25 protein-coding genes are annotated in these 24,241 nt (G+C 66.8%); 9 read left to right on the top strand and 16 right to left on the bottom strand.

The genetic code is table 11. From position 1 onward, the window contains the following. Nucleotides 1–501 precede the first annotated feature (501 nt). From J2X42_RS18490 to moaA, 3 genes are all read left to right on the top strand, one after another. Entirely contained in the window at nucleotides 502–2,556 is a 2,055-nt protein-coding gene (locus J2X42_RS18490) for a BCCT family transporter (protein WP_310167316.1), read from the top strand. Nucleotides 2,557–2,654: 98 nt separating this feature from the next. Next, nucleotides 2,655–2,843 (top strand): hypothetical protein, encoded by a 189-nt coding sequence (locus J2X42_RS18485; protein ID WP_310167315.1) that lies wholly within the window; start codon nucleotides 2,655–2,657, stop codon nucleotides 2,841–2,843. A gap of 39 nt (nucleotides 2,844–2,882) precedes the next feature. Beyond that, nucleotides 2,883–4,010, top strand: coding sequence for a GTP 3',8-cyclase MoaA (gene moaA, locus J2X42_RS18480; protein ID WP_310167314.1), 1,128 nt, complete (start codon nucleotides 2,883–2,885; stop codon nucleotides 4,008–4,010). Nucleotides 4,011–4,058: 48 nt separating this feature from the next. Here the strand turns inward: moaA and J2X42_RS18475 are convergent, their stop codons facing one another. Further along, complete coding sequence (locus J2X42_RS18475) at nucleotides 4,059–5,288, bottom strand: LuxR C-terminal-related transcriptional regulator (RefSeq protein WP_310167313.1); 1,230 nt, start codon at nucleotides 5,286–5,288, stop codon at nucleotides 4,059–4,061. Between the two features lie 257 nt (nucleotides 5,289–5,545). Between J2X42_RS18475 and hxlB the strand changes: the two genes are divergently transcribed. The 3 genes from hxlB (at nucleotide 5,546) to J2X42_RS18460 (ending at nucleotide 7,756) form a co-directional block, all read left to right on the top strand. Then, nucleotides 5,546–6,142, top strand: coding sequence for a 6-phospho-3-hexuloisomerase (gene hxlB, locus J2X42_RS18470; RefSeq protein ID WP_310167312.1), 597 nt, complete (start codon nucleotides 5,546–5,548; stop codon nucleotides 6,140–6,142). Nucleotides 6,143–6,190: 48 nt separating this feature from the next. After that, nucleotides 6,191–6,814, top strand: a complete 624-nt coding sequence (hxlA, locus tag J2X42_RS18465) for a 3-hexulose-6-phosphate synthase (RefSeq protein ID WP_310167311.1) — start codon at nucleotides 6,191–6,193, stop codon at nucleotides 6,812–6,814. A gap of 369 nt (nucleotides 6,815–7,183) precedes the next feature. Beyond that, nucleotides 7,184–7,756 carry an MOSC domain-containing protein gene (locus tag J2X42_RS18460; RefSeq protein WP_310167310.1) on the top strand — a complete coding sequence of 191 codons (573 nt, stop codon included), beginning with the start codon at nucleotides 7,184–7,186 and terminating at the stop codon, nucleotides 7,754–7,756. Nucleotides 7,757–7,776: 20 nt separating this feature from the next. Here the strand turns inward: J2X42_RS18460 and J2X42_RS18455 are convergent, their stop codons facing one another. Continuing rightward, entirely contained in the window at nucleotides 7,777–8,556 is a 780-nt protein-coding gene (locus tag J2X42_RS18455; RefSeq protein WP_310167309.1) for an SDR family NAD(P)-dependent oxidoreductase, read from the bottom strand. 82 nt (nucleotides 8,557–8,638) lie between these two features. Between J2X42_RS18455 and J2X42_RS18450 the strand changes: the two genes are divergently transcribed. Beyond that, the gene (locus J2X42_RS18450) at nucleotides 8,639–9,235 is read left to right on the top strand and encodes a helix-turn-helix domain-containing protein (protein ID WP_310167308.1); all 597 of its coding nucleotides are present in this window, start codon (nucleotides 8,639–8,641) and stop codon (nucleotides 9,233–9,235) included. A gap of 68 nt (nucleotides 9,236–9,303) precedes the next feature. Here the strand turns inward: J2X42_RS18450 and J2X42_RS18445 are convergent, their stop codons facing one another. From J2X42_RS18445 to J2X42_RS18425, 5 genes are all read right to left on the bottom strand, one after another. Beyond that, nucleotides 9,304–9,567, bottom strand: a complete 264-nt coding sequence (locus J2X42_RS18445; RefSeq protein WP_310167307.1) for a hypothetical protein — start codon at nucleotides 9,565–9,567, stop codon at nucleotides 9,304–9,306. Continuing rightward, entirely contained in the window at nucleotides 9,564–10,367 is an 804-nt protein-coding gene (locus J2X42_RS18440) for a putative hydro-lyase (RefSeq protein WP_310167306.1), read from the bottom strand. The genes J2X42_RS18445 and J2X42_RS18440 overlap by 4 nt, the downstream gene beginning before the upstream one ends. After that, nucleotides 10,364–11,719, bottom strand: coding sequence for an MFS transporter (locus J2X42_RS18435; RefSeq protein ID WP_310167305.1), 1,356 nt, complete (start codon nucleotides 11,717–11,719; stop codon nucleotides 10,364–10,366). Before J2X42_RS18435 ends, J2X42_RS18440 begins: the two co-directional genes overlap by 4 nt. A 306-nt stretch (nucleotides 11,720–12,025) precedes the next feature. Continuing rightward, nucleotides 12,026–12,748 (bottom strand): GntR family transcriptional regulator, encoded by a 723-nt coding sequence (locus J2X42_RS18430; protein ID WP_310167304.1) that lies wholly within the window; start codon nucleotides 12,746–12,748, stop codon nucleotides 12,026–12,028. Between the two features lie 70 nt (nucleotides 12,749–12,818). Further along, nucleotides 12,819–13,955 (bottom strand): response regulator, encoded by a 1,137-nt coding sequence (locus tag J2X42_RS18425; protein ID WP_396134110.1) that lies wholly within the window; start codon nucleotides 13,953–13,955, stop codon nucleotides 12,819–12,821. A 250-nt stretch (nucleotides 13,956–14,205) separates the two neighbouring features. Between J2X42_RS18425 and J2X42_RS18420 the strand changes: the two genes are divergently transcribed. Both J2X42_RS18420 and J2X42_RS18415 read left to right on the top strand, forming a co-directional pair. Beyond that, nucleotides 14,206–14,808 carry a TetR/AcrR family transcriptional regulator gene (locus tag J2X42_RS18420; RefSeq protein WP_310167303.1) on the top strand — a complete coding sequence of 201 codons (603 nt, stop codon included), beginning with the start codon at nucleotides 14,206–14,208 and terminating at the stop codon, nucleotides 14,806–14,808. Then, on the top strand, nucleotides 14,805–15,833 hold the full coding sequence (locus J2X42_RS18415) for an EamA family transporter (protein WP_310167301.1): 1,029 nt from the start codon (nucleotides 14,805–14,807) through the stop codon (nucleotides 15,831–15,833). The genes J2X42_RS18420 and J2X42_RS18415 overlap by 4 nt, the downstream gene beginning before the upstream one ends. On the opposite strand, the gene J2X42_RS18410 is transcribed toward J2X42_RS18415, so the two are convergent. From J2X42_RS18410 to J2X42_RS18370, 9 genes are all read right to left on the bottom strand, one after another. Further along, nucleotides 15,749–16,657, bottom strand: a complete 909-nt coding sequence (locus J2X42_RS18410) for a DUF817 domain-containing protein (RefSeq protein ID WP_310167300.1) — start codon at nucleotides 16,655–16,657, stop codon at nucleotides 15,749–15,751. The two genes, J2X42_RS18415 and J2X42_RS18410, sit on opposite strands and share 85 nt — an antisense overlap. 51 nt (nucleotides 16,658–16,708) lie before the next feature. Continuing rightward, entirely contained in the window at nucleotides 16,709–17,230 is a 522-nt protein-coding gene (locus J2X42_RS18405) for a gluconokinase (RefSeq protein WP_310167299.1), read from the bottom strand. After that, nucleotides 17,227–18,357, bottom strand: coding sequence for an L-idonate 5-dehydrogenase (locus J2X42_RS18400; RefSeq protein WP_310167298.1), 1,131 nt, complete (start codon nucleotides 18,355–18,357; stop codon nucleotides 17,227–17,229). The genes J2X42_RS18405 and J2X42_RS18400 overlap by 4 nt, the downstream gene beginning before the upstream one ends. Continuing rightward, the gene (locus J2X42_RS18395; RefSeq protein WP_310167297.1) at nucleotides 18,357–19,127 is read right to left on the bottom strand and encodes an SDR family oxidoreductase; all 771 of its coding nucleotides are present in this window, start codon (nucleotides 19,125–19,127) and stop codon (nucleotides 18,357–18,359) included. Before J2X42_RS18395 ends, J2X42_RS18400 begins: the two co-directional genes overlap by 1 nt. A gap of 146 nt (nucleotides 19,128–19,273) precedes the next feature. Further along, nucleotides 19,274–20,218: a 2-hydroxyacid dehydrogenase gene (locus tag J2X42_RS18390; protein WP_310167296.1), complete on the bottom strand. Its 945-nt coding sequence runs from the start codon at nucleotides 20,216–20,218 to the stop codon at nucleotides 19,274–19,276. Nucleotides 20,219–20,269: 51 nt separating this feature from the next. Continuing rightward, nucleotides 20,270–21,019 (bottom strand): SDR family oxidoreductase, encoded by a 750-nt coding sequence (locus J2X42_RS18385; protein WP_310167295.1) that lies wholly within the window; start codon nucleotides 21,017–21,019, stop codon nucleotides 20,270–20,272. A gap of 93 nt (nucleotides 21,020–21,112) precedes the next feature. Next, the gene (locus J2X42_RS18380; protein ID WP_310167294.1) at nucleotides 21,113–22,450 is read right to left on the bottom strand and encodes an MFS transporter; all 1,338 of its coding nucleotides are present in this window, start codon (nucleotides 22,448–22,450) and stop codon (nucleotides 21,113–21,115) included. Nucleotides 22,451–22,505: 55 nt separating this feature from the next. Beyond that, a complete protein-coding gene (locus J2X42_RS18375) occupies nucleotides 22,506–23,519 on the bottom strand; it encodes an allophanate hydrolase (RefSeq protein ID WP_310167293.1) in 1,014 nt (337 codons plus the stop codon). Beyond that, nucleotides 23,516–24,241 (bottom strand): carboxyltransferase domain-containing protein, encoded by a 726-nt coding sequence (locus J2X42_RS18370; RefSeq protein ID WP_310167291.1) that lies wholly within the window; start codon nucleotides 24,239–24,241, stop codon nucleotides 23,516–23,518. Before J2X42_RS18370 ends, J2X42_RS18375 begins: the two co-directional genes overlap by 4 nt.

The raw sequence follows: 24,241 nt of genomic DNA, 5'->3' as shown, positions 1-24,241 counted from the left end.
AGGATGACCGATGCCACGCGTCCTGTCAAGGTTCGGCAAGAACCCAGGAAATACGGCACGAGACTTCAGAAAAACCTTGACATGGAGCTGTGACCCGGGGCACCCTGTTGCTTAGTGCGAGATCTGTTGATCCTTACGGAACGAACGCCTAAATCCAAGCAAGCCTGACTCCAGCCCCGGAAGAGGTGCAATATGCACAATGCCTGCCCGCTAAGTGAACTCGCACCTGGGGAGGCACTACGGCTCCACACCGCACGGCCACTCGCCGCCTTCAACACGGAATTCACCACAGAAGAGGGCGCAATCTTCGCAATCGACCACACCTGCACGCATCCAGTGTCAACCTCCGTTCGGAGGGCGTGGACCAATCGCCGGCTAATCTGCCGGTCCGGACTCACGAAGTGCAAATCGTCGATGGCAACATCATGGTCATCGAATCGGGCGAAGCCCCCAACCTTCCGCCCGTACTAAAAGCCGACGGCCATGTTTAACCGCAAGCCCATGACTCGCCGAGCAAAGGACCCGCTCATGGCTATAAATAGTGACCTAAAACCCCTGACACCTGAGGAGTTGCCTGCCGACACCGGCCTGGCAGCGACTCGCCATAGTGAGGAGCCCGAAAGATTGGGCAATACCAAAGAAGTCATCAGTGTCACCAAAGAAAGGGACACCAACCCCGCAGTCCTCGATCCGGAGGACGGAGGGTCAGCACCGCTGCCGGACGCCGAAGAGTATGAGCAGATCCTTGAGGAACTGCGCAACGCCAAGACCGAGCAAGCCGTTTCCCTCCGCCGGAACCACTCGCTCACCCTGGACAAAGTAACGTTCGGAATCACCGGCGTCATCGCCATCGCCTTTGTGGTCTGGGGCTTCGTGGGCCGCGACAGCCTCTCCGCCACCTCCACGACCGCCCTGAACTGGGTCATGGAGTACACAGGCTGGCTCTTTATGGTCCTGGCTTCCCTGTTCGTCGTCTTTGTCCTGTGGCTGGCCCTCGGCAAGTTCGGCAACATCCCGCTGGGCAAGGACGGCGAGAAGCCCGAATTCCGTACCGTCTCCTGGGTCGCGATGATGTTCGCCGCCGGCATGGGCATCGGACTGATGTTCTACGGAGTAGCCGAACCGCTCTACCACTACATCTCTCCCCCACCCGGAACCGTGGACGGCCGCACCCCCGCAGCCATCCAGACAGCCATGGCCACCTCGATCTTCCACTGGACCCTGCACCCCTGGGCAATGTATGCAGTGGTAGGCATTGCCATGGCGTACGGCACCTACCGCCTGGGCCGCAGGCAACTGGTCTCCGCGGCCTTCACCTCACTTTTCGGCATCAGGATGGTGGAAGGCCCGCTCGGGAAGTTCATCAACATCCTCGCAATTTTCGCCACCCTCTTTGGTACGGCCGCTTCGCTGGGCCTCGGCGCCCTGCAGATCGGCAGCGGCATGACCTCCAACGGCTGGTTCGGCGAAATCGGCACCCCCGTACTTGTGGGGATCGTCGCCGTCCTGACCTTCTGCTTCGTCGCTTCGGCCGTCTCCGGCATCAGCCGCGGCATCCAGTGGCTCTCCAATATCAACATGATCCTGGCCGTCGTTCTGGCCCTGATCGTCTTCATTGCCGGCCCAACCCTGTTCATCCTGAACCTGATCCCGTCTGCCGTCGGCGACTACGCCCGCGACCTGGCCGAGATGTCGTCCCGGACCGAAGCGGTCGGCGATGAGGCGCTTCGGAGCTGGATGACCAGTTGGACCATCTTCTACTGGGCCTGGTGGATCTCCTGGACGCCCTTCGTAGGCATGTTTATCGCCCGCATCAGCCGCGGCCGCACCATCCGCCAGTTCGTCACCGGCGTGCTGCTGGTGCCCAGCGTCGTCAGCGTGATCTGGTTCGGCATCTTCGGCGGAGCCGCTTTCCACGTCCAGCAGGAAGCCGATAAGGCAGGTACTCCGGGGCTGGTGAAAACAGTCGACGGAGTCTCGTCGGTCAACTTCGACGGTGCGCTCTTCGATCTGGTCAAGAACCTCGGGATGCCCGGCTGGCTTACTGCCGGCGTCATCGTGCTGGCCATGGTCCTGGTGGCCATCTTCTTTGTCACCGGCGCCGACGCTGCTTCCATCGTGATGGGATCGCTCAGCTCCAACGGCGCCGAACACCCCCGCCGCGGAGTGGTGATCTTCTGGGGCAGCCTCACAGGCGCCGTGGCGGCGGTCATGCTGCTGGCCGGCGGCGACGAACCTTCGGAGGCTTTGGCCGGCCTGCAACGCATCACCATCGTCGCAGCGCTGCCGTTCATCGTCGTCATGCTCCTGCTCTGCTTTGCCCTCGCCAAGGACCTGCGCCGCGATCCGCTGTCCCTGCGACGGCGCCTGGCTACGTCCGTCGTCGAGCGGGCCATCAGGACTGGCGTGGAACAGCACGGCGGCGTTCAGTTCGACCTGGTCACCAAGCATGACTGCGCTGATTCATGTCCGGACCCGGACTCCCACAACGGTGGCACCCACACGGGCAGCATTCCCACCGTCGAAGCCCGGCACGCGGACCGGGACAGTAAATAGCAGTTCACCGTAGTAGCAACCCGCCCCGGCGGCACGCGGCTTCCCAGCCCGTGCCGCCGGGGCGGACTCACTCCCCACGCATCAGCAAAGGCCAGCACATGACCCACCGCAAGGACCAGGAACCGATTCTCCGGGTGAGCAGCAAAGGGAAGGAATCGGTGGACATCCGGCTTGAATCATCGAGCCCCGTGACCGTTCGGCTGCAGGTCGATGGTGGCTGCAATTGCCGGCACGACACCGAAAACCGCCCAGGCTCGTACACTGACAGCGACCTTGGCCTCCGCTGACAGCGGCTGCATCGGCCACGCCGCATCGGCCCTGAAATCATGACCATTCAGCTGGGCATCCCCGTACTGCGCCCGGCCGGGAATGACAACCAGGGGTCCGCACCCATATCGCGTCCGGCCGGACTGCCCTCGAAGTTACTGGACCGTTTTGGCCGCCAGGCAACTGACCTGCGGCTCTCGGTCACGGATAAATGCAACCTTCGGTGCACCTATTGCATGCCGGCGGACGGACTGCAGTGGCTACCCAAGGAAGCCGTGATGACGGCAGCGGAGATCCAGAGAATCGTGGGCCTTGGTGTCGAGCGCCTGGGTGTGAGGGAACTCCGAATCACCGGTGGCGAACCTTTGGTCCGTCCGGATCTGGTCGACATCATCGCCGCGGTGCGGGAGCGCCACCAGCAACTGCCCATCTCCATGACCACGAACGGGGTGGGGCTTGCGCAGAAGGCGCAGGCGCTCAGGGACGCCGGCCTTACCCGGATCAACGTGTCGCTCGATTCGCTGCACGAAGACACGTTCACGCAGCTGACGCGGCGCCCGTTCCTCAGCAAAGTGCTCGACGGCGTCGACCATGCGCGCGCCGCCGGACTGGGCCCGGTCAAGATCAATGCAGTGCTGATGCGCGGCATCAATGACCACGAAGCCCCGGCACTGCTGGAGTGGGCGCTGGACCGGAACGTCGAGCTGCGCTTTATTGAACAAATGCCGTTGGACGCCCAGCACGGCTGGACCCAACGGGAGATGATCACCGCCCTCGAAATCCGCACCCTGTTGTCCACGGACTTTGTCCTGGAGCGGGACAGGCAGCTGCGGGACGGCGCCCCGGCAGAAAGGTTTGAAGTACGACGCCGGAACGCATCCGCCGCGGAAGCCTCCGGACCCGTCCTGGGAACCGTGGGGATTATCGCGTCCGTCAGCGAACCTTTTTGCGCGGACTGCCGGCGGACCCGGATTACAGCAGAGGGAAAGATCATGAGCTGCCTGTTCTCCCGGGAGGAGTTCGACCTCCTGGGTCTGCTGCGGTCAGGCGCGGATGACGACGAGCTGGTGCGGCGCTGGCAGGATGCCATGTGGGCGAAACCCCGGGCTCACGGCATGGATCACGCAGGCCTCGGAACGTCAGAGTTTGTGCAGCCGGACCGCAGCATGAGCGCCATCGGAGGATAGCCCGGCGTCGCCATTGTCCTGTCGCCGTCCACCGGCGGCGGTAAGCCGTCAGCGCACCCCATAGCTGGTTGCCAGCGCGATGGCTTCCGTACGCGAGCTGACGCCCATTTTCCGGAAGATGTTTCCCACATGGAACTTGACGGTGTTTTCGCTGATGTTCAGGGCGCCGGCGATGGACCTGTTTCGCTGGCCCGCTGCCAGATGCTGCAGCACTTCCAGTTCCCGGCCCCCAAGCTTCCAGGCGCTGACGTCGGCCGGAGTCGCCTGCGGGGCGTCGAGCGGGAGGGTCACGGACACGTCGGCTCCCCAGCCCGGCATAACCTCCACCTGCATCTTTCCGTCCAAAGCCTGGACCCTCCGGTCCAGCCGGCCCATACTCGGTGCCTCGACCGAAAGGGTGCCGCCGCCGTCGTCGCGGACGCTGATCAGCAAATTCTCGCCGTCGCAGTCCCACTGGGCACGGACGCGGCGGACCTCGGGCTGGTCCATCATGGCCAGAAGCAGGCCCCGGACGATGGCCCGGGCAGCGTGGGCGACTTCCCCGGGCAGCGCGCGTCCGTTCAGCGGAGGTTCGATGAACTGCACATCCACGCCGCTGAAGCGCGTCAACGGCAGGAGGTCTTCCCGGAGGCGCTCAAACGCCTTTGCCACCGGTTCTTCCACCAGGTCCGTGGTCCTGTCACTCTGTGTACGCAGGCGCACCAGGGCCTTCGCTACCAGGTCCGTGGCCGTTGCCCGCGACGAGGCGTCGTCCAGCGCCGTGGACCGCAGGGCAGCTGCGACTGTTTCGAGTGTGGTCGCGTGCTGGTCCACCAACTCGGAGGTCACCCGGAGCCGCTCAGCCGACGCTGCCCTTGACTCCAACAGATACGAGGGCGGCGCATCCGCAACTTTCTCCTGGATCCTGCGTGCGGCGAGGTGCCACAGGTATTTCACGATATTTCGGCCGGCATCATCAGCGCCCTGTGCGGCGCCGGCATCCACGGGGTCCGTGACCACAAGCAGGGCCCTGCTGGGGAGGTATTTCATGGCGAGGACCGGGCGCTCCTGCCCGGCAATCATTGCCGCCCCCAGCCAAGGATCCTCGCCGTCAAGGGCAGCCCGGAGACTGTCCAGTTCATCGATCGAGACCCGCGAAATGATGCTGTCCCGGCCGGCCTTCTTCTGCGGCCTGCCGGTGCAGTCCTCAGTGAAAATGACCAGTGCGCTGCTGCCCAGACAGGGACCAAGGGCGTCCCGCAGCACGTCGGCAATGGCGGTCAGCGGCGCATCGGTCACCGCGGCGATGGAGTCCAGCAGCGGCCACGGCAGGCCTGGGCGGCCGGGGTTGGCCGGTGGTTGAACGGGCGCGTTCCCGGGTGCAGGCGAGGTGATGGCAGCATCCTTTCGAAGGCAATCAGGGCTGGGACTACCCGAAAGTATAGCCAAAACCACCCGGACTGCGCGTTACACCCATACCTTTGCGGCGGCAGGATTGATGACGGCACACATCCCAGCTGATGGGTGGACGACTCTACCAACGCGAAGGAAATACCTTGGGTCCAACCGCACTTGATTCCCCCACACGGATCAACGCAGGAGCAATCCTCACAAATTTGTCCCTCGTTGCCGATGAAGTCACAAGCACCGCAGGCCAGGTCGAGGGAGACCAGCTTGCAGCGTTGGCGGCATCCATCCGCTCGGCAGAACGCGTTTTCGTCTCCGGCGCCGGCCGAAGCGGCCTCGTTCTCCGGATGGCGGCAATGCGGCTGATGCACCTTGGCCTGAACGTCCATGTGGCCGGTGACACCACGACTCCTGCCATCCGCGCCGGAGATCTGCTCCTGGTGGCCTCCGGTTCAGGCACCACAGCCGGTGTGGTCAAGGCTGCCGAAACAGCGGCGGCGGCCGGCGCACTGGTGGCTGCCGTGACCACCAACCCCGGCTCCCGCCTGGCCGGGCTCGCTGACACGGTCGTCATCGTGCCCGCCGCCCAAAAAACAGACCACGGCTCCCGCGTCACCCGCCAGTACTCCGGGAGCCTCTTCGAACAGGTCCTCTTCGTCCTGACCGAATCCATCTTCCAGACCCTGTGGAACCACACCGACGCACCGGCTGAAGAGCTCTGGCTTCGGCACGCAAACCTGGAATAACTTCCCGCCCGCCTTCCCGATACCCATAACAACAGAAAGAGAAACATCATGAAGCTTCAGGTAGCAATGGACCTCCTGACCACCGAGGACGCCCTCGAACTGGCCGGCAAGGTCGCCGAGTACGTCGACATCATCGAACTCGGTACCCCGCTGATCAAGGCCGCAGGACTCACCGCTGTCACGGCCGTCAAGCAGGCCCACCCTGACAAGATTGTTTTCGCCGACATGAAGACCATGGACGCCGGAGAACTCGAAGCCGACATCGCTTTCAAGGCCGGCGCCGACCTCGTCTCCGTGCTGGGAAGCGCCGACGATTCCACCATCGCAGGCGCCGTGAAGGCGGCCCGTGCCCACAACAAGGGCATCGTCGTTGACCTCATTGGTGTGCCGGATAAGGTCACCCGCGCCAAGGAAGCACGGGCACTCGGCGCGGAGTTCGTGGAGTTCCACGCAGGGCTGGACGAGCAGGCCAAGCCGGGCTTCGACCTGAATGGACTGCTCAGCGCCGGCGCCGAAGCACGCGTCCCATTCTCGGTGGCCGGCGGCGTCAACCTCGCCACCATCGAAGCCGTCCAGCGGGCCGGGGCCGAGGTTGCCGTGGCCGGCGGCGCCATCTACGGCGCAGCCGACCCGGCACTGGCAGCCAAGGAACTCAAGGCCGCCATCGCCTGATTCCCACCCAAGATGCGGCGGCCGGCACCGGAAGGCGCCGGCCGCCGCATCTGGTTAGTGCGCCCCTCGGCCCGATAGTGTTCTCCGCCCAAGAAAGCAGCCAATGCCAGATACCCTCGTCCGGCCACCCCGTAACCTCGCCAACCGCTTTATCCCAAGTGACGGACTTCAGGCGAACGAATGTACCGAAAGCAAACTGGTCGGAACCGTCTGCCACTGCCGGGGACGGAAAAGGCAGAACGCTGTCGAAGGGTGGTCGGTCGGAATTCTTGGCGCTGTTGCCATCTTCGGAGCGACCTACGCTTCGCTCCCCCATTCCTGGTGGTGACGTCTGTCGCCCGCTGTGCCGGCGCACGATAGCTTTGGAGCATGACGGCAAGCTACCGGTACGACGTCGAGGTCCTGCACCTGCTGGTCTCCCCGGCGCACGCCTACTTCGGCCGCGCCCGCGAGGGAGCAGCGGACGTCCCCACCACGGATGCGGACCGGGTTGAGCTGGTGGCCGGCAAAGGCATCGTGGGCGACAGGTTTTTCGGCAAGGCGGCACACATGGACGCCGCCGTCACCGTGATGGCCGTGGAAGCACTGGAATCCATTGCAGCCGAACTGGGAACGGCACCCTTTGACCCGCTGCTGACACGGCGCAACGTGATCCTTCGGGGAGCGGACCTGCCTCCCCTGCTCGGCGGCGACTTCGCCCTCGAATCGAACGGCGAAATCGCGCGGTTCAAGGCCGGCCGGCCCGCACATCCCTGCGCGTGGATGGACCAGATGCTCGCCCCGGGCGCCCACAAAGCGATGCGCGGACGCGGCGGCATCCGCTGCCAGGTTCTGTCGGACGGCGTCCTTCACCGCGGTCCCGCCGTATTGATCAGCCCCGTTCCGCTGGACCCCGGACGCGCCGGCGCCCCCACGCTGCTCAGGCCTTCCCGCCTTCCCTAGCAGCCCGGCGGCGCCCCTCCCTACAGCGCCGACCAACCGCCGTCGGACGCGAGGATGGCGCCGTTCAGGTTGGTGCCGTCGTCGCTGAGGAGGAACGTGATCGAGGCGGCGAGTTGCGCCGCCGTGGCCGGCGTCGGGATGTTGGCCTGCATGAGCGGCCCGAGGCGCTCGGCGGCCAGCTGTGATCCAAAGTTCGCCACAATGCCGGTGATGGTGGGGCCGGGGGCCACGGCGTTGAAGCGCAGGCCCTTGGGCCCGTAGATCACGGCGGAGTTCTTGGTCAGCCCGATGACGGCATGCTTGGACGCGGTGTACGCGGCGCCGGCGGCCGAGCCCCGCAGCCCTGCTTCGGAGGCGATGTTGACCACGGAGCCGGTGCCGGCTTCGAGCATCAGCGGCACGACAGCACGGGTGAGGCGCATCAGGGCGGTGACGTTGATCCGGAAGACGCGGTCCCAGAGGTCGTCGTCCACCTCGTGGATGGGGGCGAAGTTGTCCATGATGCCGGCGACGTTCGCCAGGGCGTCGACCCGGCCGGCGGCGGCGGTGAGCACGGCGGCCACGGTTTCCTCGGTGGAGATGTCGCCAGCCACCGGGACCAGGTCCAGTCCGGCGTTTTCGGCGACGAGGTCGTCCAGGCGTTCCTTGCTGATGTCGGCGGCGATGACCTTGCCGCCTTCTTTGGCGATGCGCAGGGCGGTGGCCTGGCCGATGCCCGATCCGGCGCCGGTGACGACGACGGTTTTTCCTGCAAAGCGGCCGCCGGTGATGGTTTCCTGCCACGTGGCTTCGTTGCCCATGATGTCCTTCCAGACGTGTGAGGGATGATGCCCACCAGCTTATGACACTCTGTGTCATTATGTAAGGGTGAATACTGGAGGGATGCCAACGGACGCCCTGAAGACAGCCGCACGCCCCTCCGGACGGCCGGTGAGCATCGACCCCGACGCCGTGGCTGCCCTGGCGCTGCACCTCTTCGCCGAGAACGGTTATGAGCAGACGTCCATGGAGGACATCGCCCGCGAAGCCGGGATCGGCCGCAAGAGCCTGTACCGCCATTTCGCCAGCAAGGCCGACCTCGTCTGGGGCGGCACCGGCCCCGTGATCGAGGCGTCGCAGCAGGTGCTGGAGTCGCCGCCATCCAAGGACGGGGCCGACGGCGACGTCCTGGCCGGCGTGCGCGAGGCCGTGATTGCAGGGGTCGCCGTCCTGCCGGACCTGGCGGTGACCCGCGGCAGGCTGCGGCTGATCGCCGAACACCCGGAACTGATGAGCCGGAGCTACGAATCCCTCGGCGCCCAGCGGGAGCGTGCGCTGTCCTACCTCACGCTGCGCGGGGTGCCCGAACAGACCGCCCGGTATCTCTGTGCCGCACTGATCGGGGCGACGTTCGAGGCGTGGATCCAGTGGGCCCTGGGGTCGGACCCGGATCCGGTGCCGTACCTGGCGGCCGCCGTCGGCGTCCTGCGCCTGCCCTAGCAGCCCCGCTTAAACGGAAGCGGACGACGCCGGGAAGTCCCGCCGTCGTCCGCTTGCCTTTTCTGCCGCTACAGTCTGTGGTGCTCCGGCACTGCCCACCGGGCATCCCTGGCGCTGGCTTTGGTTGCCGGGAGGCCGGCGTAGGTCCAGAGGCATGGCCGGCCGGAATCGCTGGGAAGGAGCTGGCCTTCGGACAGCGAGATGGTCGCTCCCGCCGGGCTCTTCCACACGCCGGTCAGTTCGCAGTGCGAGCCGGTGGCCTGCTGCCGCGGCACCGACAGGTTGATGACGCGGCGTGCCCGCTTCTCGGCCACGGGGATCCTCTTCTTCACAATGCCGCTCCCGCCGGTTCCCGGTAACTGCTTTCGGGGACGTCGGTGATGAACATGTAACCAGGGGCGTGGCTGATGGCGAAGGCGGGCCTGGAGGCCATCACCGCGCTCTGCGGTGTCACGCCGCAGGCCCAGAAAACCGGCACTTCGCCGTCCCTGATCTCCACGGCATCCCCGAAGTCGGGCCGGTTGATGTCGGTGATGCCAAGCTCCTCGGGCGATCCGACGTGGACCGGGCTGCCATGGACCTTGGGCACTTCCGACGTCACCCGGATGGCGGTCTCCACCAGCTCGGGCAGCATCGGACGCATGGACACCACCATGGGGCCGTGGATCCGGCCGGCAGGAGTGCACTCGACCGTGGTGCGGTACATCGGCACATTGCGCCCCGTTTCGGTGTGCCGCAGCGGGATCCCCGCACTGGCAAGCGCCGCTTCGAAGGTGAAGCTGCAGCCGATGAGGACGCCCACCATGTCGTCGCGCCAGAGAGAGGCGACGTCGGTGACCTCATCCGCCAGTTCGCCGTCCACCCACACCCGGTAGGCGGGGATGTCCGTGCGGATGTCCGACCCGGCGGCCAGCGAGCTTTCGTACTGTCCCGCCGGGATGATGTCGATGATCGGGCAGGACTTGGGGTTGAGCCGGCAGAACTCGATGAATTCGTCGGCGTAGTCTGCGGTGACTGCGATCAGGTTGGCCTGGGTGTAGCCGTCGCTCCAGCCGGAGGTGGGGGTGGCCAGGCCGCTGCGGAACTTGAGCCGGGCGTCGGCGGGGGCCAGGAGGGCGTGTGACTGGCTCACTTGGACTCCACAAGTTCAGTAGAGGACTGCAGGTACTCCTCGTCCTCGGCAACGTTGGAGTCGCGGCCCAGTGCCAGGCCCACCAGGGTCAGGAGGCAGGCGACGCTGAGGTAGATGGCCACCGGAACCCAGCTGTCGTAGGTGCTCAGCAGGAGGGTGAACATAAACGGTGCAATGGCGCCGCCGATGATTCCGGCGAACGTGTAGGCCAGTGAGCTGCCGGTGGAGCGGAGCCGCGGTGAGAACTGCTCGACGACGAACGCTGCCTGGGGTCCGTACATAAACGAGTGGCAGAGCAGGCCCAGCACGATGCCCACAATCAGCATCACCGGTGACCGTCCTTCGAGGACGATGAAGAACAGGTAGGCCCAGACCGCGGCGCCAACCGCTGCGATCCCGTACACCAGGCGGCGGTTGATGCGGTCGGAGATGGCGCCGGCAAGCGGCATGGTGAAGATCTGGAGGGCTGACCCGATCAGGACGGCGACGAGAACCTGGCCGCGGTCAAAGCCGAGTTCCTGGATGCCGTACGTCAGGGTGAAGACAGTGCACATCGCGTAGAGAACGTCCGGGCCGATGCGGCTGAGCATGGCGGCGATCAGGGGCCGGCGCTGGGTGGCGAGGACTTCGCGGATGGGGGCCTTGGGCTTGTCGCCGCGGGCTTCCATGGCCTTGAAGATGGGGGTGTCCTCGAGCTTGAGGCGGATCCAGAGGCCGAAGGCCACGAGCAATGCGGAAATCAGGAAGGCGATGCGCCAGCCGAAGCTCAGGAAGTCTTCTTCTGACAGGGTCAGGGTGAGGACGGCGAGTGCACCGTTGGCCATCAGGTTGCCGGCGGGAGGGCCGATCTGGGCGGCAGAGGCCCAGAATCCGCGCTTGTTCGGGTCGCCGAATTCGCTGGAAAGCAGCACCGCGCCGCCCCATTCGCCGCCGACGCCGACACCCTGGGCGAAGCGGAGGAACACCAGGATGGCGGGGGCGATGACGCCGATGTTGTCGTATGTGGGCAGGAGGCCGATGAGGAAGGTGGCCACTCCGATCAGCATCAGCGTGATGACCAGGATCTTCTTGCGGCCGATCTCGTCCCCGAGCCGGCCGAAGATGATGCCGCCGACGGGACGGGAGATGTAACCGACGGCGTAGGTGGAGAACGCCAGCAGGGTACCGGTCACCGGGTCCGAGGCCGGGAAGAAGATGAGCGGGAAGACGATCGCCGCGGCGGCGGAGTAGACGGCGAAGTCGTAGAACTCCAGTGCGGTTCCGGTCAGGCTGGCCGCGAATGCCTTGTACATGTCCTTGCGCCCCACCGGGGGCTTCGGGTCTACGGGGGCCATTGCTTGGGGAGTGGCCATTTGTATCCTCCATGAAGAGAGTGGATGTCATCCGCTGCGCGGACGTGCTGGGTGCCCGGTGTGTCCTGGCTTGCGGCGTCGCAAGCCAGGCAGAAGAGCGGATAGGCGGCTGCCGGTGGTGCGGAAGTCGTAACTGCGGTGATCGTTGGATTGTTGAACAATCCTTGTGTTGAACAATTTACGCGACGCAGATCACATCGTCAAGGGCTGACTCGAATTCGGTTCCCAAAATTTCCGGGCACAGCAAAAAGGAGCCCCCGGCGGGGGCTCCTTTTTGTTCTAGGGTCCGGGAATGGCTGCTGTGGGCTACTTCGAAGCCGCGGACCCGGCCGCGTGCACTGCGCTCTGGTGCTCTTCGGACCGGTTGAGGTAGTCGGTCAGGCGCTCGGCGGCGAGCTCCGGGTCGCCGGCTTCGAGGGCCTGGCAGATCTGGTCGTTGTCCGCCAGCCAGTGCCGGTAGAAGCCGCCGTCAACCGATGCCTTATGGAAGAAGAGCCGCATCTCCGCCAGCACCTGCGACATGATGGTGTTCAGCCGCTCGCTGTCCGCCAGGGCCACGAGGGCTCCGTGGAAATGCTGGTTGGCGCTGCCGAGGCCTTCATTGTCCCCGGCGGCGGCCGCCTTTTTTCCTTCTTCCACGGCTGCCCGCACCGCGGCGATGCGTTCGGGGGTGCCGCCGCCGCGGACAGCGCTCACTTCGATGGCGCGCCTGACGGTGTAGACGTCGTGGATGTCCTTGGCGCCGAGGCTGGCAACGAAGACGCCGCGGTTGGGTTCGCGCACGAGGAGGCGCTCGCTGACCAGTTCGGCGAAGGCTTCGCGGACGGTGTTCCGGGAGACTCCGAGTTCCTCGGAGAGGGCCTCTTCCTTGAGTTTCGCGCCGGGCTGGAGGTCACCCTCTGCGATCTGCAGCCGCAGTTCCGAAGCCACGCGGGTTGCCACCGACGGCACAGCCACCCGCAGCCTGGCTCCGCCACCCGGGAGTGCTCGGAGGGAGTCAGGTTGGGCATTGGGGTTCAGGGTGGCCATATCCCGAATTTACACGAATGCCCCACAATCCTTTTGTTGGATTGTCCCCATTGATTTCTGCGCCATCACACTAGGGCGCCCCGAGATGGATGGCGACGGCCGTCCCGCCACTGGGGCTGGAGGAGATCTCCAGGCGCCCGCCGTGGGCGGCCGCAACCCTGGCACACGTGGCCAGGCCCAGCCCTGTTCCGGCCGGATCTCCGTCCCGGTGCAGCCGGACCAACGGTTCCATCACACGCCGCCGGTCCCCCGCGCTGATCCCCTTGCCGTTGTCTTCCACGAGCACTACGGCGCCGGCGCCGGCCGGCTTCGCGCTGATGCAGATGACCGGGGCCACCCCTGGGCGGCGGTAAGCCACCGCGTTCTGGATCAGGTTCTGCAATGCCACCCTCAGCTGGCTTTCGTCGGCTTCGAAAACGAAGTCCTCGCATTCGACTACCGCTCCGGCTTCCCGCAGCCCCAGGCCCAGGTCATCGGTGACGTCCTTCACCAGGCCGGACAGCGACAGCCGGGTCCTGGCCACTGAACCGCCAATGGAAGCGAACGCCAGCAACTCCTCCACCATGGACAGCATCCTCCGGGCGCTCTTGCCGACGATCTCCAGGTACTCGGCGGCCTCTTCCGGAGCCGGTTCCCCATCCATGGCACCCAGCTCGACGTAGCCCAGAATGGAGGTCAGCGGATTCCGGAGGTCGTGGCTGACGCGGCCGGTGAACTCAGCCAGCCGCTCATTGCTGTCCCTTGCTTCACCCAGGGCGTCGGCCAGGGCGCCGTGCAGTGTGGTGACCCGCCGGGCAGCCAGCAGGCGGGTATGCAGGACGAACGGGTCAAGCGGTTTGTTCACATAGTCATCGGCGCCGGCCTTCATCCCTTCCAGCACGTCTTTTTGGGCGCCGTGCGAAGTCAAAAGCACAACATACGTATAGGAGTTGTTTTCGGCGGCCCGGATCGCCCGGCACAGGTCAAAGCCGTCAAGGCCAGGCATCATCAGGTCGCTGACCACCACCTGGGGACGGTACTCCTGGTAAAGCCGCCAGGCTGTGTCGCCGTCCGCTGCCACAATGCACTCATGCCCGGACTTTTCGACGGCGGCCTTCGCCACGAGACGGGACCCTTCGTCGTCGTCGACCACCAGCACCGTCATGGCAGCCGAGGACCCGTCCTCCAGTCCTGCAATCCTGGCGGTGTTCCTGTCGGGGCGGGACATTGGTCCCCGCCCACCCCATGCCGAATCAATCGCCATCAGACCCTCCCGCCGTCACTATCACGATGCCCACCCACCATCGGTCAGCTGGATTGCCGCCCAAGGAACAGGCTAGCCGGGATCGCCCCGGTTGCACCCGGGGATCGCCCGCGAGCTTCGGTGGCGCGGCTCCCGGCACTTGCACCTGCACTTGCACTTGGCGCATGAGTAGGTAGACTGGTCTATCTACTCATCGACCCGATCAGGACCGGCCATGACCTCGAAGAAGACTGCCCCAGCGAACACCGCTTCCCGGCGGCCTGCCCGCGACGCGCTCCTCGAGGCGGCCGCCAGGCGCTTCTACGCCTTCGGCCTGACAGGGACCGGCATCGACACCATCACTGCCGAGGCCGGCGTGGCCAAGAAGAGCCTCTACAACAACTTCGCCTCGAAGGCCGATCTGGTGACGGCCTACCTGTACGCCCGGCACGAAGAGTGGCTGGGGCTGTACCGGGCACGGCTGGAGAAGGCAACGAACCCTAAAGACCGAGTCCTGGCTGTCTTTGACGCCTACGCGGACCACGCCGACCTGGCCTACGAGCACGGCTTCCGCGGCTGCGGCCTGCTCAACGCCGCGGCCGAACTCCCTGCCGGGGATCCCGGGCGGGAAGTTGTCCGGAAGCACAAGGAGGACGTAGAGGCCCTGCTGGCCGAGCACCTGGCCGGGCTTCTGCCGGACCCAGCGGACCAGGCCGCCCTGGCCAGGCACCTGGCGTTCCTTCTCGAAGGCTCCATGGTCCGCGCCGGCCTCGACGGCGACGACAACTGCGTCCGGGAAGCCCGCTCCATCGCGGCCACCCTGATCGGCGCCCTGTGAAGCCGGCTGGATTCCAGGGAGCCACGTGGGGTGCATTGTTTGTGCTCGCCGCGTCCGTCCTCTGGGGCACCACCGGCACGGCGGCCACCTTCGCCCCGGACGTGAGTCCGCTGGCCATCGGGGCAGTGGCCATGGGTTTCGGCGGCCTGCTGCAGGCCGCGATTGCCGCCCGCCCGATGCTGGCGTTCGGCAGTCCCCTGCGCCGGCAATGGCGCACGGTGGCCCTGGGCTCGATCGCCGTAGCCCTGTACCCGCTCGCCTTCTATTCCTCCATGCACCTGGCCGGCGTGGCGGTGGGCACCGTCGTCTCCATCGGGTCGGCACCCCTGGCCTCCGCCGTCGTCGAACGCGTGGTGGACAAGCGGCGGTTTACCCGGCGGTGGGCGGCCGGTGCGCTGCTCGGCGTCACCGGCGCCGTGCTGCTGTGCCTCGCGGAAGCAGGGCACGCTGATCCGGCAGCGGGTGCGGAGTGGTCGACGCCGGCGGGCATCGTTTTGGGGCTGCTGGCCGGGCTGACCTACGCCCTCTATTCCTGGGCCGCCCACCGCCTGATCAACACCGGCGTGCCGTCCCGGGCGGTGATGGGCGCCGTCTTCGGGATCGGCGGCCTGCTGCTGATGCCCGTGCTGGCGGCCACCGGTGCGCCGTTCCTGGCGTCCTGGCAGAACTTTTCGGTGGGCGCGTACATGGCGGTCGTCCCCATGTTCGCCGGCTACGTCCTGTTCGGCTGGGGCCTGGCCCGCGTCCGCGCCAGCACAGCCACCACCCTGTCCCTCGCCGAGACGGTGGTGGCGGCTCTTCTCGCAGTGATCGTGGTGGGTGAACGCCTGCCCGCCCTCGCCTGGGCCGGAGCGGCGCTGATCGCGGGCAGCCTCTTCGTCCTGACCCTGCCGGGCCGGCGGCGGAACGCAGGCGCCGGCGCTCCTGAGGCGCCTGTGCGTCAGTCGCCCGGGGACACGTCCGCGGCCACTGCCGGCAGTACCTCCGCAGCCCCGGCAGGCTCGTCCGGCGGCTCCGGCCTGTAGACCCAGGCCACCAGCACCACGGAAATGATCATCAGCAGGAACCACGCCACCAGCTTGTCGAGCGGCACCAGGTGCCAGCCGTTCAGCTGGCTCGGGTAAAGCCAGGCGCCGGACCAGGTGGCGATGTTCTCGGCAATCCAGATGAACAGCGCCACCAGCAGGAAGGCCAGGACGAGGGGCATCCGGAACTTCCTCCGGAACACCCGGAAGTGCATCACGCACCGTCCAAAGATGATCACGACGGCGGCCAGCAGCACCCAGCGGGCGTCCCAGATGTAGTGGTGGGTGAAGAAGTTCGCGTAGATGCCGGCAGCCACGAGGGCGGTGATCCAGCGGCACGGATACCTGGCGAAACGCAGGTCGAAAAGCCTGTACACGCGGACCATGTACGAACCGACTGCCGCGTACATGAAGCCGCTGAACAGCGGAACCGCGCCGATGCGCAGGACGCCTTCGGCCTCGTAGGACCAGGAGCCGACGTCGGTCTTGAACAGCTCCATCACCGTTCCCACCAAATGGAAGAGCACAATCACCCGGAGCTCGCGGAGCGTTTCCAGCCGCGCCGCCACCATCAGGACCTGGATCACGACGGCGGCAACCGTCAGGAAGTCGTTCCTCGCCAGTGCGGCGCCGTCCGGATACCAAAGCCGCGCCGCCATCAGCACTGCCAGGAGGGCAGCGCCGAAGATGCAGGCCCAGGCCTGCTTGAGGCCAAAGACCACAAACTCGGTGAGCCGTGCCCTGAAACCGCCCGCCGCAGCGTTGTCCAGGAAGCGGTGGGCCCGCTCGTCAATGCGTTGTTCTACAGGCGTGAAGCTGCGCATTGGATTCCTGTACCTCCGCGTTCCCACGACTGAATCTGCTTTCGGAGCAGTCTAGCCCGGGCTAAGCACTCCCAACTGACGGATGATGCCGTCCACCAGGGACGCCGGATCGCCCAGGATGTCCGCCACAACGTGGGCCTCATCCGCACCCAACGGCTCAAGTGTTGCCAGCTGGGAGGCGAGCAGGCTGCTGGGCATGTACTCGTGCGCCCTGCCGCTCAGCCTGCCGGAAATCGTCGCGGCTTCGCCGGACAGGTGAACGAACACCACGTCCGGCGCGAAGCTGCGCAGCACGTCGCGGTACCTGCGCTTGAGCGCCGAGCAGGCGATGATGCGTGAGCCGGCTCCGCCCACCGAAGTTGCCAGCGCGGCACCGATCTCGGCGAGCCACGGTGCCCGGTCGTCGTCGTCCAACGGCGTCCCGCCGGCCATCTTTGCCTTGTTCGCGGGCGGGTGGAAGTCGTCGCCGTCGAAGAACGGAACACCCAGGCGCTCCCCCAGCAGCGCGCCGACGGTTGACTTCCCGCAGCCGGACACGCCCATGACCACCAGGGGCGGCAACTGGGTGATCATGCGGACCCCGCGCCGAAGCTGAGGAGGACTTTGCCGGATTCGGCGGAGTTGCGGGCGATGTTGAAGGCTTCGAGGGCGTGTTCGACGGGGTAGTCGTGGGTGATGACGGGGTCGATGTGGAGGGTGCCGTCGGTGAGGGCTGTGATGACGTCGTCGATCTCGTTGTTGAACCGGAAGGAGCCTTTGAGGTCCAGTTCCCGGGTGATGGCCAGGGAGATCAGGACCGGCTGCGGACCGGTGGGCAGCAGCCCGACCATCACCACGGTCCCGCCGCGGGCCGCGCCCTGGATGGCCGAGGCGAGCCCGTGGTGGCTGCCGGAGGATTCAATCACGACGTCGGCCTGCACGGCCGCGATCGCCTCGAGGTCACCGGCGGTGATCACCTCGTCAGCCCCGACGGCGGCGGCGATGTCCAGCGGTTTGGGGTGCATGTCCACCGCGGTGATCCGGGCCGCGCCGGCCCGCTTCAGGATCGCGACGGTCAGCGCGCCGATGGGCCCCGAGCCGATCACGAGTGCGGTCTTCCCGGCCACGGCCCCGGCCCGGGCCACGGCATGCCAGGCCACGGACGCGGGTTCGATCAGCGCCGCGGTCCGCAGGTCCAGGGCCGCCGGGAGTTCCCGGAGCATCCGGGAGGGCAGGTTCACGTACCGGGCGAACGCGCCGTCGGTATGCGGGTAGCGGGCCGCGGACCCCAGGTACGTGCACCCGGGTGAGAGGTTGGGCCGGTCCGCCGGGTACCGGATCTCCCCGGCACCGGGGCCGGGGGTGGCCGGGTGGACCGCGACCGGGGTCCCCGCCGCGGGGCCGGTGCCGTCCGCGGCGGCGCGGACCACGGTCCCGGAAATCTCATGCCCCAACACCAGCGGGGCCTTCAGGACCGACTCCCCCGCCGCGCCATGCAGCCAGTAATGCAGGTCCGACCCGCAGATCCCGCCGTACCGGACCTCAACCACCGCCTCATCCGGGGCGGGCGAGGCCAGCGGCACCTCATCGATGCGCAGGTCCCCCTTCGCGTGCGCCACCACCGCCAGACCCGACACCGGCAGCACCGACCCGGACACGGCAGGTACGGGCACGGCAGGTTCGGGGAGGGCAGGTTCGGGGAGGGTTGTGTCCGTGGGCATCAGACCACCACCGTCATTCCGCCGTCGATGAAGATCGTCTGGCCGTTCACAAAGTCCGACCCGCTCGAGGCCAGCCACACCGCCGGCCCGGCAAGGTCCTGCACCGTCCCCCACCGGTGCGCCGGCGTCCGCCCCAGGATCCAGGCATTGAACTGCTCGTCGTCGACCAGGTTCTGGGTCATCTCGGTATGGATGTACCCGGGCGCGATCCCGTTGATCTGCAGGCCCGAGGCAGCCCACTCCGCCGTCATCGCCCGGGTCAGGTTCCGCAGCCCGCCCTTCGCCGCCACATACGGGGCGATCGTCGGCCGGGCCAGGTCCGTCTGCACCGAGCAGATGTTGATGATCTTGCCGTGGCCGCGGGCAATCATGTGCCGGGCAGCCTCCCGGCCCACCAAAAACGCGCTGGTCAGGTCCGTGGAAATCACCCGTTCCCAGTCCGCGACGTCCAACTCCAGCATCGGCACCCGGTGCTGGATCCCGGCATTGTTCACCAGGACCTCCAACGGCCCCACATGCTCCTCCACCCACGCAACACCCCGCGCCGCCTCAGCATCAGACGTGACATCGAACGCGATGCTGTGCACCCGGCCCGGTGCATACTCCGCGGCCATCAACGCCGCAGCATCCTTAAGCCGCTCAGCATTAAGACCGTTCAGCACCACCGTCGCACCGGCATCGGCCAACGCCCGCGCCAACGCATTCCCAATCCCCCGGCTCGACCCCGTCACCAAAGCCACCCGCCCGGTCAAATCAAAAAGTGAATTCATAATTGAGCAGCTCCTTCGCCGCGGTTGCGCTGTCTGTGCGCACGATGGTCGTTTCTGGCCGCTCGGCTTCGAACGGCGGTTCTTTTTCGCGCGAACGTACACTTGTGGCCCTGCGGCTCAGGGCGCGAAGTGTACGTTCGCGCAGATCACTGGAAGGGACCCGCCTGCACCAGGTTGGCCGGGGCCTGTCCGGCGGCCAGGGCTTCGAGCTGCTTCCGCAGGAGCTTCAGGATCCTGGGCTGGAAGGCCGACGCGTTGCCGCCGACGTGCGGGGTGATCAAGGCGTTCGGCGTGGACCACAGCGGGTGGTCCTGCGGCAGCGGTTCAGGGTCGACGACGTCGAGCGCGCACTGCAGGCGCCCCGACAGGACTTCCTTGGTCAGGGCAGCTGTGTCCACCACGGACCCGCGGCCCACGTTCACCACCAGTGCGTTGTCCGGCAGCGCGGCGAGCACCTCTTCACCGATCAGCTGGTGGGTGTGCCCGTTCAGGGGCAGCACCGAAACGAGGATGTCGTGCGTGGCAGCCAGCGCGGTCAGCTCCGAAGACGCGTGCACCTCGCCGTGTTCGTCCGTGCGGGCCGAACTGCCCACCCGGGTCAAGGTGACCTCGAAAGGCTCCAGTCGGCGGGCGATTTCGTGTCCGATCCCGCCGACGCCCACCAGCAGCACGCGCCGGTCCGCCAGGGACTGTCGCCGTTCGGGCCGCCAGAGGCCGTACTGCGAATCGCGGACTGCCTGGTCGATCCCGCGCAGCTTGGCCAGGATCAGCCCCACGGCCAGTTCCGCGGTGGCGGCTGCATGGACGCCGGAGGCGCTGGCGACGCCGGCCGCCGGTCCGGCCGCCTCGATAACCCCGTCGTACCCTGTGGACTGGGTCTGGACGTACTTCAGCCCCGGGACCCGGGCGAGCGAGCCCAGCACGGCGGAGGCGTCGATGTACGGGAGGATGACGCCGTCGATCTCACTGAGCGTCCCGCCGTCGGGATCCGACTTCAGGTCCCACACCACCCCCCGCAGCCCTTCGGGAAGGGGCGAGAGATCGGCGAGGAGCTGCCGGTCGGGGAAGCTGACGGTGCGGACTGTTTGCATCGGAAAACCTATCGATTCTGGCGTGTGGGGTTGGGTGGCGGGCGTGGGCGGTCAGCGCCGGTCGAAGGTGAGTCCGCCGGGAACCTGGAAGGTGGGCATGAGTTCGAGCATGCCCACGTTCACGTGGCGGGGGGTTTCGATCGCGTAGTCCATGGCGTTGACGATGTCGTCGGTGGTCAGGGACTCGTAGCCCTCGTAGTACGTCTTCCACGCCTCTTCCATGGCCTCGGGGGTGCCGCCCATGTTGCGGCCGAAGATTTCCGTTTCGACGCGGCCGGGGCAGATCTCGGTGACGCGGATGCGCTTGCCCACGGTGTCGTTGCGCAGCTGCCGGGAGACCTGGTGCACTGCCGCCTTGGTGGCGTGGTAGACGGTGTGGCCGTAGAAGTTGTAGAGGCCGGCGATGGAGCTGATGTTAATGACGTGGCCGCGGTCGCGTTCCACCATGCCCGGCAGGACCAGCCGCGTGAGCTGCAGCAGGCCGCGCAGGTTGACGTCGATGAGTTCGTCGATGTCGCCCTCGCTGGAGTCCAGGATGTTCCCCGGCCGGGAAACTCCGGCGCAGTTCACCAGGACGTCCACCTCAAGGTCACCGACGACGGCGGCCAGGGCCGTGGTGTCGGTCAGGTCCACTACGTGCGGGACGGCGCCGGTCTTGTCGGCGAGTTCGGTCAGGCGGGCCTCGTTGCGGGCGAGGGCGTGGACGGTGAGTCCGCGCTTGGCCAGGCGTTCGGCGATTGCGGCGCCCATTCCGGTGGAGGCGCCGGTGACGACGGCTGTTGAGTAGTCAGAGAAAGGCATGTGGGTCTCCTGTGGGTGCAGCGCAGTTGGTGCCCCGCAATTGGTGCAGTGCGCTGCCGTGGGGCAGCGCACTGCTGTTCGGATGGTGGGTGGCTAGGCGTCGCGGAGCGGCTGGTGGGCCCGGTCCTTGACCGTGCTGACGGCGGCGAGGGTGCCCAGCGCGGTGATGACGGCGTAGAACGCGGGCATGTAGATGTTGCCGGTGGAGGAGATCAGCCAGGTCATCAGCAGCGGGGCGGTGCCGCCGAAGAGTGCCGAGGAGATGTTGTAGCCCAGGCCGTAGGCGGAGTACCGGACGCGGGTGGGGAACAGTTCAACGATCAGGATGTGGATCACGGCGGTGTGGCCTGCGAAGACCACTGCCATGATGCAGGCGCCCAGGATGGCCAGACCCATCTGACCGGTGGCAATCAGGGCGTAGGCGGGGATGCCGACGATTGCCATGGCGATCGCGGACCCGGCGATGACCTTCTTGCGTCCCACCCGGTCTGACAGCGCGCCCATGAAGGGGATGGCGATGCAGATGACCACGAGGCTGCATGCGGTGACGATGAGCGCCTCGCCGATGGTGAAGTTGAGCTGCTTGCCCTTGAGGAAGGTGGGCATGTAGGAGAAGAGGACGTAGTAGCCGGAGCCGTTCATGAGCGGGATGAACAGGGCCAGGAGCATGGCGCGGCGGTGTTCGGCGGACTTGAAGGCTTCCTTGAGCGGGTTCTTGGACAGGCCGCCCTCTTCCTTCAGCTTCACGAAGTTCGGGGTGTCGCTGATCGCCTTGCGGATGTACCAGCCGATGACGCCCATGGGGATGGCGACCAGGAACGGGATGCGCCATGCGAACGAACCGAAGCCGCCGCCGTCGATCGCTGCCTGGGTGAGCCACGGCGACATGGAGAAGGCGACGAGGGTGCCGGTGAGCAGGGCTGCGAAGGAGGCGATCTGGGCGTAGGAGGTGATGATGCCGCGCTTGCCTTCAGGGGCGTGCTCGGCGAGGAAGGTCATGGCGCCGGCGGCTTCGCCGCCAACGGAGAAGCCCTGCAGCATGCGGAGCAGCACCAGGAGGATCGGGGCGGCTATCCCGATGGCCGAGTAGGCCGGCAGCAGGCCGATGCCCGCCGTGGCCACGCTGATCAGCAGGATGACAAAGACCAGCAGTTTTTGCCGTCCGATCCGGTCCCCCAGGTAGCCGCAGACCACGGCGCCGAGGGGGCGCACGAAGAAGGACACGGCGTAGCCGGCGAAGACGAACAACAAGGCGTTGTCCGGGTTGCCGGGTGCCAGGAAGACAAGGGCAAGCGTTCCGGCCATAAAGGCGAAGATGCCGTTGTCGTACAGCTCCACGAAAATGCCGACGCAGCCGGCAGTCACTACTTTGCGGGTCTGCTTGCTGCTGAGCCGCTCTTGCGGCTGGGCCGCGTGCGTAGAAGTTGACATGGCTTTCCTTACTAAGGGGGATGGTAACAAGGCTTTGGATCTGATGCGAGGGTTATTAGCTTCCGGCTGCCGGGGCGAGCTGTTGCCAGCCCGGCTGGCTGCCGATGCCGAGGAGCGCGAAGACGGTACTGACGGTGGAACGGAGGTTTTCCAGTTCCCGCAGGGCCGCCCGGTATTTCGCTGTGGCGTCCGGGACGGTGGTCCTGCGGAAGGTTATGGTGTGGCCCGGCCTGGCCTGGGCCAGCACGTCCAGTGAGCGGCTGGTGACCACTGCGAGGACGGGGTAGCCGGCGGTGACGCCGCGGCCGCGGTGCAGGACCAGGAGTTCCTCCCGGGACGGCACCTCGATCGCGCCTACCGGGACGCCGCGGGAGAGCACTTCGGCGCTCGACTGGCGTTCCGGGAGGGCGCCGCCGAGGCGGAGGCCGATGTGGTTGCTCCGGGCGCTGACGGTGTATTCGGTGGTGTAGAGCAGGTCGGCGGTGTCGCCGAATTCCTCCACGTCGGGCCCGTCCGTGACCTCGACGACGGCCTGGCTGCTGAACTCGGGCCGGGTCAGTCCCAGCCGGAACAGCGGCAGGTCGAAGTAGGGCTGCCGGATGGGTGCGACGCTTAGGGAGGTCTTCAGTTCGGTGCCTTCGGCCAGGCGCAGGCCGAATCCGACGACGGTGTCCGGGGCGCAGCTTCCGAGCAGGACGGGTGCCTCCACCGAGCCGTGGACGGCGAGGTAGGCGCGCAGCCCACCGGTGATCTGGCGCAGGGCGACTGTTTCGCCGGCCCGGACCGATACCGGTTCCCACTGCTGGCATTCGCGCCCGCCCACCGTGAGGTGCAGCGGCGCTCCGGTGACGGCGATGAGGATGTCCGTGGTGGCCCGCATCCGGAAGTCCAGGGCGGTGATTTCCAGCAGCGGCGCGGCGTCGTCGTTTCCGGTGAGGATGTTGGCGGCGCGTGCGGAGAACTGGTCCAGCGCGCCGTTCACGGGCAGCCCGAACCGGGGTCCGCGGAAGCGGCCGAGGTCGGTGACCACGGAGTTGCCGGGCTGGAGGATGATCAGGGAGCCGCTCATCGTGTCGCCTCCAGTTTCCGGCCTGCGTAGTGCGCGAAGTCTTCGGGCTGGATCTGGTGGAACCGCAGCAGGTCGCCGGGAACGTAGGGGACCAGCGGTTCGCTGCCGGCGTCCAGGACTGCCAGCGGCGTCTGGCCGATGACGCACCATCCGCCGGGGGCCATCGCCGGGGCAATGACTGCCTGCCGGCCGGCGACCGCCACGGCACCAGCCGGAACGGACAGGCGCGGGTCCTTCAGCCGCGGTACCGGGAGCGGGAAATCGGGGCCGTCCATCATGGGCGAACCGGCAGGGGCGCCGAGGCATCGGATGACGTAGGACTTGGCGGTGTGCAGGGCGATGATTTCCTCGACCGGCAGCTGCTCATGTTCGGCAACGCGCTCCAGGTCGGGGCCGTACTCGCCGCCGTAGACCACGGGGACGCTGAACTCGCGGGGAGCCCGGGCGGGTGCGCCGATGAAGTCGAGCTGCCGCATACCCAGGAGCACAAAAGCCCGGACCTGGCGTGCGGAGGTGACGCCGGGGTCGAATTCCACGAGCAGGGAGTCGTACGTGGGCACGGCGCCGTGGACGCCGTCGGCGCCTGCAGCCTCCAGCCATTCGGCGAGGGCATGCACGGTGGACCAGTTGGCCTCGCTGCTGGGGGACGTGGCGACGACGCGCAGTGCGGCATCCCCGGACTCGAAGACTTCCACCGGGGTGGGCGTGGTTGTGGCTGGCAT

This window comes from Arthrobacter sp. BE255, from assembly GCF_031457335.1.
Classification (GTDB): Bacteria; Actinomycetota; Actinomycetes; order Actinomycetales; family Micrococcaceae; genus Arthrobacter.
The sequence above is the reverse complement of the archived record's forward strand: the minus strand, read 5'-3'. Positions and strand labels throughout refer to the sequence as shown.

Excerpts from the sequence above, each read along its gene's own strand:
- J2X42_RS18490 (WP_310167316.1), top strand. The coding sequence starts at position 502 with ATGACTCGCCGAGCAAAGGACCCGCTCATGGCTATAAATAGTGACCTA.
- J2X42_RS18485 (WP_310167315.1), top strand. The coding sequence starts at position 2,655 with ATGACCCACCGCAAGGACCAGGAACCGATTCTCCGGGTGAGCAGCAAA.
- moaA (WP_310167314.1), top strand. The coding sequence starts at position 2,883 with ATGACCATTCAGCTGGGCATCCCCGTACTGCGCCCGGCCGGGAATGAC.
- hxlA (WP_310167311.1), top strand. The coding sequence starts at position 6,191 with ATGAAGCTTCAGGTAGCAATGGACCTCCTGACCACCGAGGACGCCCTC.
- J2X42_RS18460 (WP_310167310.1), top strand. The coding sequence starts at position 7,184 with ATGACGGCAAGCTACCGGTACGACGTCGAGGTCCTGCACCTGCTGGTC.
- J2X42_RS18455 (WP_310167309.1), bottom strand. The coding sequence starts at position 8,556 with ATGGGCAACGAAGCCACGTGGCAGGAAACCATCACCGGCGGCCGCTTT.
- J2X42_RS18450 (WP_310167308.1), top strand. The coding sequence starts at position 8,639 with ATGCCAACGGACGCCCTGAAGACAGCCGCACGCCCCTCCGGACGGCCG.
- J2X42_RS18435 (WP_310167305.1), bottom strand. The coding sequence starts at position 11,719 with ATGGCCACTCCCCAAGCAATGGCCCCCGTAGACCCGAAGCCCCCGGTG.
- J2X42_RS18430 (WP_310167304.1), bottom strand. The coding sequence starts at position 12,748 with ATGGCCACCCTGAACCCCAATGCCCAACCTGACTCCCTCCGAGCACTC.
- J2X42_RS18425 (WP_396134110.1), bottom strand. The coding sequence starts at position 13,955 with ATGTCCCGCCCCGACAGGAACACCGCCAGGATTGCAGGACTGGAGGAC.
- J2X42_RS18420 (WP_310167303.1), top strand. The coding sequence starts at position 14,206 with ATGACCTCGAAGAAGACTGCCCCAGCGAACACCGCTTCCCGGCGGCCT.
- J2X42_RS18410 (WP_310167300.1), bottom strand. The coding sequence starts at position 16,657 with ATGCGCAGCTTCACGCCTGTAGAACAACGCATTGACGAGCGGGCCCAC.
- J2X42_RS18405 (WP_310167299.1), bottom strand. The coding sequence starts at position 17,230 with ATGATCACCCAGTTGCCGCCCCTGGTGGTCATGGGCGTGTCCGGCTGC.
- J2X42_RS18400 (WP_310167298.1), bottom strand. The coding sequence starts at position 18,357 with ATGCCCACGGACACAACCCTCCCCGAACCTGCCCTCCCCGAACCTGCC.
- J2X42_RS18395 (WP_310167297.1), bottom strand. The coding sequence starts at position 19,127 with ATGAATTCACTTTTTGATTTGACCGGGCGGGTGGCTTTGGTGACGGGG.
- J2X42_RS18390 (WP_310167296.1), bottom strand. The coding sequence starts at position 20,218 with ATGCAAACAGTCCGCACCGTCAGCTTCCCCGACCGGCAGCTCCTCGCC.
- J2X42_RS18385 (WP_310167295.1), bottom strand. The coding sequence starts at position 21,019 with ATGCCTTTCTCTGACTACTCAACAGCCGTCGTCACCGGCGCCTCCACC.
- J2X42_RS18380 (WP_310167294.1), bottom strand. The coding sequence starts at position 22,450 with ATGTCAACTTCTACGCACGCGGCCCAGCCGCAAGAGCGGCTCAGCAGC.
- J2X42_RS18375 (WP_310167293.1), bottom strand. The coding sequence starts at position 23,519 with ATGAGCGGCTCCCTGATCATCCTCCAGCCCGGCAACTCCGTGGTCACC.
- J2X42_RS18370 (WP_310167291.1), bottom strand. The coding sequence starts at position 24,241 with ATGCCAGCCACAACCACGCCCACCCCGGTGGAAGTCTTCGAGTCCGGG.